Here is a 12,545-nt window from a genome sequence, read left to right as displayed (position 1 = left end):
CAGCCTGATAATATAAAGCCTGCTTACTATAATTAACGCGCCCTGAATATCTCCTTCAACCTATTCCTGCGAAATTCTGGCTGGTCTGACCGATATTTGTTAGCGAAGCGTAATGGGTTTGTTCTTTGAACTTTTCCGTTGCGTCATAGTTTTGTCATATAAAGAGTGTATCACCAGCAGAGCCTTGTTTAATTTTATGGTGTGATATGAGCGATTACAGCACCTTTGCCCGCTACACCTCGCGCTTTCCCACGCTCTATCCGGCGCGATCCGTTCGGCGGCAGCGTCTGCGGGCGCTGGTGGCTGGCCTGCTGTTGCTGGTAGCAATCGGCTGGATGATGGCACAACTTTCAGCCGAGATGAGCACCGCCGGGAACCTTTTCTCCACCCGTCTGCTGTTGGGCTGCGCCCTGCTATTGGCTCTGGGCTTTGTTTTTGTCAACGGAATGCACGATACCGCCAATGCCGTTACCACGGTCATTTATACCGGCACACTTTCCCCCGGCCGGGCGGTGCTGATCTCCGCCGTGGCGAATATGCTGGGCGTGCTGCTGGCCAGCGGCGTCGTTGCCTGGGGCGTGATGTCGCTGCTGCCGGCCGAGGGACTGCTGCAAGTTGATACCCGTCACGGCTATGCGCTGATTTTTGCTCTGCTGCTGGCGGCGATCGGCTGGAATCTGACCAGCTGGTATTTTGCTATCCCCTCTTCCTCTTCTCATGCTTTGCTGGGCGCCATGCTGGGCGTCGGCTGCGCCAGCAGTTTGCTGAACGGCAATGGCGCGCTGGGCGGCATCGACTGGCATCAGGCGGGATGGGCCGGTTGGGCGCTGTTGCTGTCGCCGCTGTTGGGGTTCGTGGTCGCCGGGCTGTTGCTGCTGGTGATGAAAGCTCTGGTGCCCAACCGCCAACTCATTCAGCCTGCCGACCTGCATCGCCCTCCTCCGCTCTGGCTGCGCGGCATGCTGCTGTTAACCAGCAGCGGCGTCTCTTTCGCCCACGGCGCCAACGATGGGCAAAAAGGGATGGGATTGATAATGGTGATCCTGCTGATTGCGCTGCCGGGCGGGTTTGCATTAAATCGCACCCTGCCGGAGCAGGCGTTGACCCGTTTAAGCGTGCTGGCCGCGCAGGCACAGGCGCAGCTGCCGCAGCGCGGCGACCTGACGCTGTCTGTGGCCGAGCGCGAGCTACAGCGCTATTTACAGCAGCCGCGCTGGCAGCAGGAAGTTTTACCTGCGCTGGGCACGGTGACCGGCAATCTGCATCAACGGCTGAACACGCTGACCCGCTTCGATCAATTATCGACGCGCGAAGCAACCCGCCTGCGCCTGCAGATGTCGCTGATCGGCAAAACGCTACATCAGCTGTTAAGCGGTCCGGCGCCGCTTACGCGCAATGAACGTTCCCTGCTGACGGCGCTGGCCGGGCAGTTAAATCAGGCCAGTGGCGTCATTCCCTGGTGGGTCAAAATCATGGTGGCGCTGGCGCTGGGTGCAGGCACTTTAACCGGCTGGCAGCGCATCGCCATTACCATTGGCGAACGTACCGGTAAAGCGCCGCTCAGCGCAGCGCAGGGGGCCAGCAGTGAGCTGGTGACCATGACCACTCTGGGCGTGGCGGAGCAGTTTGGCCTGCCGGTCTCCACTACTCAGGTGCTAACCTGCGGCGTCGCCGGCAGTATGGTGGCCAATCGCAGCGCCCTGCAGTGGCGAACGCTAAAGCGCATGGGCCTGGTATGGCTGCTGACGCTGCCGGTCTGCGCGCTGATGGCCGCGCTGGTTTATACGCTGTTGGTTACGCTATAACGGCTTTTTTGCCACAGGCGCAGCGTCAGCAGCATCGCCGCCAGCACCACCAGCGCGGCAGCGGGCCAGATGGATGACATCCCGGCGTGGTTAATCAGCAGTCCGGCCAGCGGGCCGGTTAACCCGAGGGCCAGATCGAGAAACGCCGAGTAGATCCCCAGCGCCGCACCCTGGTTAGGCACTGCAACCTGTTTAACCGCCTCCACGCCCAGCGCCGGAAACACCAGTGAAAAACCGGCGCCGGTGCAAAACGCGCCCACATCTACCAGCCAGGCGCTATCTGCCTGCCAGATCAGCAGCAGCCCGGCACACTCCAGCGCAAACGAACAGGCTGAAACCAACAGACCGCCATAGCGGGTAATGGTGCGGCTAAAGCTCAGGCGCATCAGCACAAAACCGATGCTGAACAGGCTGAGCGCAAAGGCTGCGCCCTGCCATTGGCGGCTGGCGAAATAGAGCGTGATAAACGTGGCGATTACCCCGAACCCGATGGTGCCCAGGCCCAGTCCCAGCCCGTAGGCCCAGACTTTGGACACTACGCGATGCAGCGCGATACGTGCGCCAACGGCGACGCTAACGGCTGGCTTGCGGCTGGCCAGCAACAGCCCAACGCCCCCCATCAGGGTGACCAACGCCGCGAAGCCGTGAATGCCCATCAACGCATTCAGCGCAACGCCGGTCGGTGCCCCCAGCGCCATCGCCAGATAGGTCGCGACGCCGTTCCATGAAATCACCCGTGCCGTCTGCGTGCTGCCGACGATTTTCATGCCCCACAGCGTGGCGCCGGTGCTGCTGAAACTTTCACCCACGCCGAGGAAAACACGGCCGGCCGCCAGCAGAGTCAGGCTGAGTTCAGGCGTGGCGATCGCCAGACCTGCCAGAATGGTCAGCACGCCGCTCAGGCCGCAGCAGCTCATGCCGAGCATCACCACCTTTTTCGGGCCGAAGGCGTCGGCCAGCCGCCCGGATTGAGGACGGCTGACCAGCGTGGCGAAATACTGCACGCTAATAATCAGCCCGGCCATAAACGAGCTGTAGCCCAGCTGGTTATGCACAAAGCCGGGCAACACCGCCAGCGGCAGACCAACCGAAAGGTAGCAAAAGAAGGTAAAAATAATAACGGAAAGAATACGCCGGTTAAGCTGGGCGTTGGTTAATGCAGGTGTTGTCGAGTCCATGATCGTTCAAAAAAACAGGGAGGTCATATGCATGCATCATACGCCAGCCCTGTCGATGAAGAACAATTATTATCATTATGTTACAAAACATCGGCCAGCTGGCACTGACGATCGATCGCCGCCGCAATCTCTGGCGAGCTTTTCAGAGTGCGAACGGTGGTAAACAGCGTGTCCGCCTGCGGATACGCCTTACGCAGATAGCCGAGCCACTGTTTGATGCGCGCCACATGATACATGCCGGTATCGCCCTGCTTTTCCAGCCGGGTATAGCGATGCAGTAGCGCCATCACCTGCGGCCAGGGCATCGGCGGCGCGTTATCTTTAATCACCCGACTGAGGTTAGGCACGTTAAGCGCGCCACGGCCAATCATCACCGCCTCACAGCCGGTAGCCACCATACACGCCTGCGCGCTTTGCCAGTCCCAGATTTCACCATTGGCGATCACCGGAATCGATAAACGCTGGCGGATTTCACCAATCGCCTGCCAGTTAATCGCCTCGGCACGATAGCCCTCTTCTTTAGTACGGCCATGCACCACCAGTTCGCTGGCGCCCGCCTGCTGTACCGCATCGGCAATCTCAAAACGCCGTTCGCCGGAATCCCAGCCAAGACGCACCTTGACCGTAACCGGCAGATCGGCGGGCACCGCTGCACGCATCGCTTTCGCCGCGCGATAGATAAGCTCGGGGTCTTTTAACAGCGTGGCGCCGCCGCCGCTACCGTTCACCAGCTTCGACGGGCAGCCGCAGTTAAGATCGACGCCCCAGGAACCCAGCGCCACCGCACGCGCCGCGTTCTCTGCCAGCCACTGCGGATGCTGTCCCAGCAGTTGAACCCGGACTAAGGTGCCGGAAGAGGTACGGCTCTGGTGCTGTAGCTCCGGGCAGAGACGCAGGAAAGACTTTACCGGCAGCAGCTGATCCACCACGCGTAAAAATTCGGTGATACAGAGATCGTAATCATTCACTGAGGTCAGTAATTCACGTACCAGAGAATCGAGTACGCCTTCCATCGGCGCCAGTAACACCCGCATGAGAGATACCTTTGAAAAAATTGACGCGCAAGTTTACGCCTTTTGCCTGAGGGTGAACATCACCTGGGCGGGCGTTTATTGTCGAGGAGGCTAAAAAAACGGGAAAATAAGGGGGTTGCGTCGCAAAAGATAACGGCTACCACAGGGGTAGCCGTTATCAGCGAAGCTAATTAACGATTGCCGGAAGGCTTATCGCTGCGCGCCGGGCGCTGCCCGGATGAGCGGCGCGGCTGATTGCCGTCGCCAGACAGTCGGCGCGGATGGCTGTTGTCGCCGGAGGTACGACGTGACGGGCTGCTATCGCCGGAAGCGCGGCGCGGCGCATTGCCGTCACGCTCGCCAGCGGCACGACGCGGCTGGCTGTTATCGCCAGAAGCGCGGCGCGGCGCGTTGCCATCACGCTCGCCAGCGGCACGACGCGGCTGACGATCGCCCGCACCGGCCTGACGCTGAGCTGAAGGCTGGCGAGCGCCGCTCTGAGCGCGACCGCCCTGGCCACGTCCGCCGCCGCCGCCGCCACGCTGCTGACGACCATTGATGATCGGTTCAGCCTTAATGCTGGGATCCGGCTCAAAGCCCGGCTGCGCCATGCGTGGAATTTCACGCTTCAGCAAACGCTCGATATCACGCAGCAGCTTGTGCTCATCCACGCAGACCAGCGAAATCGCTTCGCCGGTAGCGGCGGCACGACCGGTACGGCCGATACGGTGCACATAATCTTCCGGTACGTTCGGCAGCTCATAGTTAACCACGTGCGGCAGCTCTTCGATATCCAGACCGCGCGCGGCGATATCGGTCGCGACCAGCACGCGAATCTGGCCGCCTTTAAAGTCGCTCAGCGCACGGGTACGCGCGCCCTGGCTTTTATTACCGTGGATCGCGGCGGCGGTGATGCCATCTTTATTCAGCTGCTCGGCTAAGTGGTTAGCGCCATGCTTGGTGCGGGTAAACACCAGCACCTGCTGCCAGTTACCCTGACCGATCAGCAGCGACAGCAGTTCCCGCTTGCGCTTCTTATCAACAAAGTGCACGTGCTGGGTAATCTGCTCAGAGGCGGTGTTGCGACGCGCAACTTCTACCTGGCTGGGGTTATCCAGCAGCTTCTCGGCCAGAGCTTTAATCTCATCAGAGAAGGTGGCGGAAAACAGCAGGTTCTGACGTTTCGCCGGCAGGCGCGCCAGTACACGGCGAATATCATGGATAAAGCCCATATCGAGCATACGGTCCGCTTCATCCAGCACCAGGATTTCCACCTGCGACAGGTCAACTGCGTTTTGCTGCGCCAGATCGAGCAGGCGGCCCGGCGTCGCCACCAGCACATCTACGCCGCCGCGCAGTTTCATCATCTGCGGGTTAATGCTGACGCCGCCGAATACTACCAGCGAACGCAGGTTCAGATATTTACTGTAATCACGGACGTTTTCACCCACCTGCGCCGCCAGTTCACGCGTCGGGGTGAGAATTAAGGCGCGTACCGGGCGACGGCTTTTCGCCGCTAACGGTTTCGCGCTCAGGCGCTGCAGAATAGGCAGCGTAAAGCCTGCCGTCTTGCCGGTGCCGGTTTGGGCGCTGGCCATCAGGTCACGGCCTTCCAGTACCACCGGGATCGCCTGGCGTTGTACAGGGGTAGGCTCGCGATAGCCTTGCTCGGCAACGGCACGCAAAATATCGGCGTTCAGGCCGAGAGAATCAAAAGACATAGGGGTTCAACTCCGGTTCCGCCCTGACCGTCGTTAACGGTGCAGTTTCCAGGGGGGAGATCATGACGCTTGTTGAGCAAGCGGTTGAAAGGGCACAAACTACGGTGCGTAATGAGATCAGTGTAACAGTTTACGCGTCGTGGGGATAGCGGCGCGCCGCTGTGGCAGTAAAAAGCGCGCGACGGTAAAAAATCAGGGCCGCGCAGTGCGGCCCTGACAGCAGAGGAGAGGCAAGATTAGCCGCGTTTCTTCTCGATACGTGGCGGCGGCTCTTTCGCCAGCAGCGAAACCAGCGCCGGCCCCGCCAGCATCACCAGGCCCAGACAGGCCAGCAGCAGGTTGTTATGCAGAATGCGCGAGACTAAAAACAGCAACAGCATCGCCGCGCCGAAATAGTAGGTGGTGGTGATCTCTTCTAAAAAATCACCGGTGCGTCGCAGGCGCGGAATCCGCTGCGTCAGCAGCATGGCGATAAATACCGCCGCATAGGCGGCAACCAGTACGCTGCTCACTTCAACCAATGCCCGCTCCCGCCAGCCCCAAACCAGGGCGACCAGCATCAACAGATGCAAAGAGATGTGCAGACAGGGTTGGCCAGTGGCAATCTGTATACGGTTAAACCATTTCATTCTCTTCTCCTGACCGCGTTTGACGGCGATCCAAGTTGTCGGCAAAGCCGACGACGAATGTCCATAATGTAACGTAGTTTTCGGACAATGCCGCAAAACGCGGCGGAAGTCAGCGCCCTTTTGTGACAAAGACTACACTTTATCGGAAATCAAAATCAAAAGGAGAGCGCCCCCAGTATGTCACAAAAAGCGCAAGGATTTTCCTTTAAAGTCCTGACAATTAATACACATAAGGGTTTCACCAGTTTTAACCGGCGCTTTATTTTACCTGAGCTACGTGAAGCGGTACGCGCAACGTCAGCCGATATCGTATTTTTACAGGAGGTAATGGGCACGCACGCGGTTCATCCGCTACAGGTGGAAAACTGGCCGGACACTCCGCACTATGAGTTTCTCGCCGATACCATGTGGAACGACTTCGCTTACGGGCGAAACGCGGTCTATCCTGAAGGGCATCATGGCAATGCGGTGCTTTCCCGCTTCCCGATCATTGAGTATGAGAACCGCGACATTTCCGTGGCGGGCACCGAGAAGCGCGGCGTGTTGCACTGTCATCTTCAGCTGCCCGATCGTGACCAGGCGCTGCATGTAATGTGCGTGCATCTTGGCCTGCGCGATGCGCATCGCCATGCGCAAATGAAGATGATGTGCGAGATGATCGCTGCCCTACCGCCGGATGCCCCGCTGGTAGTGGCGGGCGATTTTAATGACTGGCAAATTCGCGCCAATAAAATGTTGAAGCGCTGCGCTAACCTTGATGAGGTATTCAGCCGCAAGCATGGGCGTCCGGCGCGCACCTTCCCGGCGCGTTTCCCGCTGTTGCGCCTCGATCGTATTTACGTGCGCAACGCCGGTGCCAGCCAACCCTGGGCATTACCCATGCGGCCCTGGTCGCACCTTTCCGATCATGCGCCGCTGGCCGTGGAGATTCACTTATGACGATGAGCTGGCGCGATGGCAACCGTATCCAGCTATTGGAAAACGGTGAAGAATTTTTCCCGCGCGTATTCGGCGCGATTCAGCGCGCGCAACAGAGTGTGCTGCTGGAAACCTTTATTCTGTTTGAGGATAACGTCGGCAAGGCGCTGCATCGCGAACTGCTGGCGGCCGCCGAGCGCGGCGTAAAAATTGAGATGATGGTGGATGGCTACGGCTCGCCCGATCTGTCAGATGAGTTTGTCTCCAGCCTGACGTCCGCCGGCGTACGCTTTCTCTATTACGATCCGCGTCCGCTGGTGATGGGCATGCGCACCAATCTCTTCCGCCGACTGCACCGTAAAATTGTGGTGGTGGACGGCGTTATCGCCTTTGTCGGCGGCATTAACTTTTCCGCCGAACACAACACCGACTTCGGTCCGGAAGCCAAGCAGGATTATGCCGTTGAGGTGAAAGGGCCGATCGTTGACGATATCGGCGCTTTTGTGCTGCAGGCATTTGGCAGCGAGGCGAATACGCGCCGCTGGTGGGGGCAGCGCTCACATCGTCCGGCGCGCAACCAGAAGCCGGGCGATGCGCAGGCGCTGTTCGTTATTCGCGATAATGACGAACATCGCGACGATATCGAGCAGCACTATATGGAAATGCTGAGCAACGCGAAACAGGATGTGATCATCGCCAATGCCTACTTTTTCCCTGGCTACCGTCTACTGCGCGAGATGAAAAATGCCGCCCAACGCGGCGTACGCGTACGTCTGATTGTGCAGGGTGAGCCCGATATGCCGATTGTGAAAGTGGGCGCGGAGCTGTTGTATAACTACCTGGTAGAAGGCGGCGTGGAGGTTTATGAATATATCCGGCGTCCGCTGCACGGCAAGGTGGCGGTACAGGATCGGCAATGGGCGACCGTCGGCTCCAGCAACCTTGACCCGCTAAGCCTGTCGCTTAACCTGGAAGCCAATCTGATTATTCACGATCGACAGTTTAATCAGACGCTGCGCGACAATCTGGAGCAGCTGTTACAGAATGATTGCGTGCGCGTGCAGGAAGAGAAACTGCCGAAGCGCACCTGGCTACAGCTGACGAAAAGCGTGATTGTTTTCCACTTCCTGCGCCATTTCCCTGCGATCGCCGGCTGGCTGCCCGCCCATACGCCTAAAGTAAAGCAGGTGCCGCCGCCGGTTCAGCCGGAACTGGAAACCCAGGATCGCGTCGATAGCGATAAACAAGGAGTGAAATCCTGATGTCAAAAGCCCATCCAAAATGGAAACTGGCCAAAAAGATCCTCACCTGGCTGTTCTTTGTTGCGGTTGTTGTATTACTGGTGGTCTACGCCCGCAAAGTAAACTGGGAAGATGTCTGGAAGGTGATCGTCAACTATAACCGCGTCGCGATTCTCAGCGCGGTGGGGCTGGTGATCCTGAGTTATCTCGCCTACGGCGGCTACGATCTGATTGGCCGCGCCTACTGTGGTCATAAGCTGGCGAAGCGTCAGGTGATGCTGGTGTCGTTTATCTGCTACGCCTTTAACCTGACGCTTAGCACCTGGGTTGGCGGCGTCGCGATGCGCTACCGGCTTTATTCACGGCTGGGGCTGAGCGGCAGCACCATTACGCGCATTTTCTCGCTGAGTATCGCCACTAACTGGCTGGGCTATATCCTGCTCGCGGGGATTATTTTCACCGCCGGTATGGTGCCAGTACCGCCCGGCTGGTTTATCGGCGAAGGAACGCTGCGGCTGATCGGCGGCATTCTGGCGCTGCTGGTGCTCGCCTATCTGGCCGCCTGCGCCTTTTCCAAACGGCGGCGCTGGACAATTAAGGGGCAGAAGCTGGCGCTGCCTTCGCTGCGTATGGCGCTGTTTCAGTTTGCTATCTCCAGCGCCAACTGGATGGTGATGGGCGCCATTATTTGGCTGCTGCTGGGACAGGAAGTGCATTATCCGGTGGTGCTGGGCGTGCTGCTGATTAGCAGTATCGCCGGGGTGATTATTCATATCCCGGCCGGCATCGGGGTGCTGGAAGCGGTGTTTCTGGCGCTGCTGCGCGGCGAGCATGCCGGTCACGGACAGATTATCGCCGCCCTGCTTGCCTACCGCGTGCTCTACTTTATCCTGCCGCTGCTGTTGGCGCTGGTGCTCTATCTGTGGCTGGAAAGCCGGGCGAAGCATCTGCGCGTAAAAAATGAGCGCAAAATGCAGCAAGAGAGCGGCAAAAAAAAGGAACAGCAGACGCGCCAGGCTGAACGGCTGGAGGCGGACGCTACCCTCTCCCCGCCCGATAAAGCGGTTCAGTAACTATAAAGCCCGGCATCACAGGATGATACCGGGCTTTGCTTTATTCACTGCCGCGCTGGCCAAAGAGAGCCAGCATCATTGCCTTAACGGCGGTTGCCGAAGATACGTAGCAGCATCAGGAACAGGTTGATAAAGTCCAGATAAAGGGTGAGCGCGCCCATGATCGAATAGCGGCGCAGGTTCTCTTTATCGCGCGTATCGATATTCTCGCCAATCGCCTTCAGCTTTTGCGTGTCATACGCCGTCAGTCCAACAAACACCAACACGCCGATATAGGTAATCGCCCACATTAAGGCCGGACTTTTCAGCCAGAAGTTAACCAGCGAAGCTAACAGCAGACCAATCAGCGCCATAAACAGAATGCTGCCCATTTTGCTGAGATCGCGTTTAGTGGTGTAGCCCCAAAAACTCATGGCGCCGAACATCCCGGCGGTAACAAAGAAGGTGCTGGCAATTGATGAATAGGTATAGAGCAGGAAAATACTGGCTAAGGTTAAACCGGTCAGCGCTGAGTACAGCATAAACAGCGCCGTTGCCACCGCCCCGCTGAGCTTATGCACCAGACCTGAAAGCACAAACACCACCGCCAGCTGCGCGATAATCAGTCCAAAAAAGGTGATCCGGTTAGCGAAGACCAGCTCCATCACCGCTGGCGTATTCGCCGCATACCAGGAAATAAAGGCGGTCAGCAGCAGACCGCAGGTCATCCAGCCATACACCTGCGCCATGTAAGTTTGCAGACCGGTACCGGCACGCTGCACGATTGTTTCTTGCGAATGTGGAAATCGATCCATAGATCCCCCTAATTGAGTGAAGTCATACGTTACTCAAGTGTGGCATAGATCTGGCAAGTTATGCCATTGCTGCCGTTACGCAACGAAATTATAGCCAACGTATAATTTTTCCGTCGCGATGGCTGAATGTTACGCATTCCCTGCCGATAAACTGCACAGGGGAAGATTCGCTGACAGGAGGTTATTTGATGTTTTTAACCTTTTCCGGGGAATTTCATGACAGCCTTTGCCAACCACCGGAGCAAAATGCGCACCCAAACGCTGATGCTGATCACCGGCATCGTTACCATTTCCCTTGGGTTTATTCTGACTATCGGCCTGTTGAGCGGCCAGTCACGCGAGCAACAGCGCCAGCTGGCGCAGGACTATCTGCAGCAGATTGCGAAAGCCAACGCGCAACAGGTGCAAAACAAACTCGACGAGGCGTTACATACCGCGCGTGGATTGGGCACCGACGCCTGGAGCTTAAAAGAGGCGGGCGTGCCGGAGCGCCGGGTGCTGGATCAGATGTTAAGCGCGACGCTACGTACGCACCACGATTACCTTTCGATCTCTCTCGCCTTTGAGCCCAACGCATTTGACGGCAAAGATGCGGAATTTGCTGCGCAGCCGGATCAGGATGCCGCCGGACGCTATGCGCGCTATGTCGATCGCAACGGTGAGGGGGAGCCTGCGCTGCATAACCTGGTGGATTATGAAAAACCCGGCATCGGCGACTACTATCTGCTGCCGCGTCAGCGCATGAAAGAGGTGATCCTCGAGCCTTATATTTATCCCTATAACGGCGTAGACGTCATGCTGACCTCTATCGCCGCGCCGATTATCGTGAATGGCCAGTTCAAAGGTTCGGTTACCGCTGACTTTTCGCTGGAGACGCTGCAAAAAGCCATTAGCGCCATCAAGCCATGGCATGGCAAAGGCTATGCGCTGCTACTGTCGCATCAGGGCAAAATCATCGCCAGCCCCGATGCCGCGCTGGCAGGCAAAACCTGGCAGGACGAGAAAACGCAAAACCCTGCGGTACATGAATATCAGGATGCCTTTCTGAAGGAAGCCGCCTTTATTAGCTGGCAGCCGATCAGTGTCGGCAATAGCGAAACGCCGTGGCGTCTGGCGATCGTCGCGCCGGTCAGCGAGGTGATGGCCGCCGCCAACCGCCAGTTGATCTGGGCGCTGGTCCTGATGCTGGTGAGTATTGTGGTGGTATGCGGCGTGCTGGGGCTGATTTTCAGCCGTAAAATTGCGCGTCCCGTCGGCGGCGAGCCGGCCGAGGCCGCCAGCCTTGCTCTGGCGGTAGCCCAGGGCGACCTGAGCCGCGCCATTGAGGTGCAGGCTAAAGATCGGCAAAGCATTTTCTATGCGATGCAAACCATGCAGCAGCAGTTGCGCAATATGGTAAGCGAGATCATGACCGCCAGCGCGTCGGTGCGCAGCGGCGCCAGCGAAATCGCCAGCGGCAACCTCGATCTCTCTTCTCGTACCGAGCAGCAGGCATCGGCGCTGCAAGAGACGGCAGCCAGCATGGAGCAATTAACCGCGACGGTGAAGCTAAATGCCGATAACGCGCATCAGGCTACCGAGCTAACCGGCAATGCTACGGCGGTTGCCGGACGCGGTGAGGCGCTGGTGCAGCATATGATAGAGGTGATGGCGCAGATTGATGAAAGTTCGCGCAAAATCGGCGATATCACCAGCCTGATTAACAGTATCGCCTTCCAGACTAATATTCTGGCACTGAACGCGGCGGTAGAGGCGGCGCGCGCCGGTGAACAGGGGCGCGGCTTCGCGGTGGTGGCATCTGAAGTACGTAATCTGGCGCAGCGTTCCGCCAACGCGGTTAAAGAGATTTCCGCGCTGATTGATGAGTCCGCTGCGCGGGTCAATACCGGCGTGTCGCTGGTAAACGAGACCGGCAAAACGATGAAAACCATGACCGAGTCGGTGGCGGCAGTACAGTCGATTATCGGCGAAATCGTCAATGCGTCCGATGAACAGTCGCTGGGCATCAGTCAGGTGAGCGTGGCAGTCAATCAGATGGATGGCGTCACGCAGCAGAACGCCGCGCTGGTACAGCAAATGTCGGCCGCGGCCGCCTCGCTGGAAGATCAGGCGCGCCAGCTGGCCGATACGGTATCCACCTTTCAGCTGGAGCAGCACGGCTAAGCAGCGTTGC

General features: G+C 58.2%; 10 protein-coding genes. 5 read left to right on the top strand and 5 right to left on the bottom strand.

Going from position 1 to position 12,545, the window contains the following annotated elements:
• The first annotated feature begins 206 nt into the window (after positions 1–206).
• Complete coding sequence (locus K6958_RS07185; protein ID WP_249893998.1) at positions 207–1,805, top strand: inorganic phosphate transporter; 1,599 nt, start codon at positions 207–209, stop codon at positions 1,803–1,805.
• Here the strand turns inward: K6958_RS07185 and K6958_RS07180 are convergent.
• The 4 genes from K6958_RS07180 to K6958_RS07165 all read right to left on the bottom strand — a co-directional run bounded on the left by K6958_RS07180 (position 1,781) and on the right by K6958_RS07165 (position 6,346).
• Positions 1,781–2,983, bottom strand: coding sequence for an MFS transporter (locus tag K6958_RS07180; protein ID WP_249893997.1), 1,203 nt, complete (start codon positions 2,981–2,983; stop codon positions 1,781–1,783). The genes K6958_RS07185 and K6958_RS07180 overlap by 25 nt on opposite strands.
• A gap of 80 nt (positions 2,984–3,063) precedes the next feature.
• Complete coding sequence (gene dusC, locus K6958_RS07175; RefSeq protein ID WP_249893996.1) at positions 3,064–4,017, bottom strand: tRNA dihydrouridine(16) synthase DusC; 954 nt, start codon at positions 4,015–4,017, stop codon at positions 3,064–3,066.
• Positions 4,018–4,187: 170 nt separating this feature from the next.
• Positions 4,188–5,717 carry an ATP-dependent RNA helicase RhlE gene (gene rhlE / locus K6958_RS07170; RefSeq protein WP_249893995.1) on the bottom strand — a complete coding sequence of 510 codons (1,530 nt, stop codon included), beginning with the start codon at positions 5,715–5,717 and terminating at the stop codon, positions 4,188–4,190.
• 236 nt (positions 5,718–5,953) lie between these two features.
• Positions 5,954–6,346: a YbhQ family protein gene (locus tag K6958_RS07165; protein ID WP_249893994.1), complete on the bottom strand. Its 393-nt coding sequence runs from the start codon at positions 6,344–6,346 to the stop codon at positions 5,954–5,956.
• A 177-nt stretch (positions 6,347–6,523) separates the two neighbouring features.
• On the opposite strand from K6958_RS07165, the gene K6958_RS07160 reads away from it, so the two are divergent.
• Genes K6958_RS07160 through K6958_RS07150 form a run of 3 tightly spaced genes read left to right on the top strand, consistent with a single transcriptional unit; the run spans position 6,524 to position 9,578 of the window.
• Positions 6,524–7,285 (top strand): endonuclease/exonuclease/phosphatase family protein, encoded by a 762-nt coding sequence (locus K6958_RS07160; protein WP_249893993.1) that lies wholly within the window; start codon positions 6,524–6,526, stop codon positions 7,283–7,285.
• Positions 7,282–8,526, top strand: coding sequence for a cardiolipin synthase ClsB (gene clsB / locus K6958_RS07155; protein ID WP_249893992.1), 1,245 nt, complete (start codon positions 7,282–7,284; stop codon positions 8,524–8,526). Before K6958_RS07160 ends, clsB begins: the two co-directional genes overlap by 4 nt.
• Positions 8,526–9,578 carry a lysylphosphatidylglycerol synthase domain-containing protein gene (locus K6958_RS07150; protein WP_249893991.1) on the top strand — a complete coding sequence of 351 codons (1,053 nt, stop codon included), beginning with the start codon at positions 8,526–8,528 and terminating at the stop codon, positions 9,576–9,578. The genes clsB and K6958_RS07150 overlap by 1 nt, the downstream gene beginning before the upstream one ends.
• Positions 9,579–9,661: 83 nt before the next feature.
• Here the strand turns inward: K6958_RS07150 and K6958_RS07145 are convergent, their stop codons facing one another.
• Complete coding sequence (locus K6958_RS07145) at positions 9,662–10,372, bottom strand: Bax inhibitor-1/YccA family protein (RefSeq protein WP_249893990.1); 711 nt, start codon at positions 10,370–10,372, stop codon at positions 9,662–9,664.
• A 216-nt stretch (positions 10,373–10,588) separates the two neighbouring features.
• Between K6958_RS07145 and K6958_RS07140 the strand changes: the two genes are divergently transcribed.
• A complete protein-coding gene (locus K6958_RS07140; RefSeq protein WP_434085194.1) occupies positions 10,589–12,535 on the top strand; it encodes a methyl-accepting chemotaxis protein in 1,947 nt (648 codons plus the stop codon).
• The last annotated feature ends 10 nt before the right edge of the window (positions 12,536–12,545 follow it).

This window comes from Mixta hanseatica (genome assembly GCF_023517775.1).
Lineage (GTDB): Bacteria > Pseudomonadota > Gammaproteobacteria > Enterobacterales > Enterobacteriaceae > Mixta > Mixta hanseatica.
The sequence above is the reverse complement of the archived record's forward strand: the minus strand, read 5'-3'. Positions and strand labels throughout refer to the sequence as shown.

What these genes read in the sequence shown, in the direction of transcription:
- K6958_RS07185 (WP_249893998.1), top strand. Translation starts at nt 207, where the DNA reads ATGAGCGATTACAGCACCTTTGCCCGCTACACCTCGCGCTTTCCCACG.
- K6958_RS07180 (WP_249893997.1), bottom strand. Translation starts at nt 2,983, where the DNA reads ATGGACTCGACAACACCTGCATTAACCAACGCCCAGCTTAACCGGCGT.
- dusC (WP_249893996.1), bottom strand. Translation starts at nt 4,017, where the DNA reads ATGCGGGTGTTACTGGCGCCGATGGAAGGCGTACTCGATTCTCTGGTA.
- rhlE (WP_249893995.1), bottom strand. Translation starts at nt 5,717, where the DNA reads ATGTCTTTTGATTCTCTCGGCCTGAACGCCGATATTTTGCGTGCCGTT.
- K6958_RS07165 (WP_249893994.1), bottom strand. Translation starts at nt 6,346, where the DNA reads ATGAAATGGTTTAACCGTATACAGATTGCCACTGGCCAACCCTGTCTG.
- K6958_RS07160 (WP_249893993.1), top strand. Translation starts at nt 6,524, where the DNA reads ATGTCACAAAAAGCGCAAGGATTTTCCTTTAAAGTCCTGACAATTAAT.
- clsB (WP_249893992.1), top strand. Translation starts at nt 7,282, where the DNA reads ATGACGATGAGCTGGCGCGATGGCAACCGTATCCAGCTATTGGAAAAC.
- K6958_RS07150 (WP_249893991.1), top strand. Translation starts at nt 8,526, where the DNA reads ATGTCAAAAGCCCATCCAAAATGGAAACTGGCCAAAAAGATCCTCACC.
- K6958_RS07145 (WP_249893990.1), bottom strand. Translation starts at nt 10,372, where the DNA reads ATGGATCGATTTCCACATTCGCAAGAAACAATCGTGCAGCGTGCCGGT.
- K6958_RS07140 (WP_434085194.1), top strand. Translation starts at nt 10,589, where the DNA reads ATGACAGCCTTTGCCAACCACCGGAGCAAAATGCGCACCCAAACGCTG.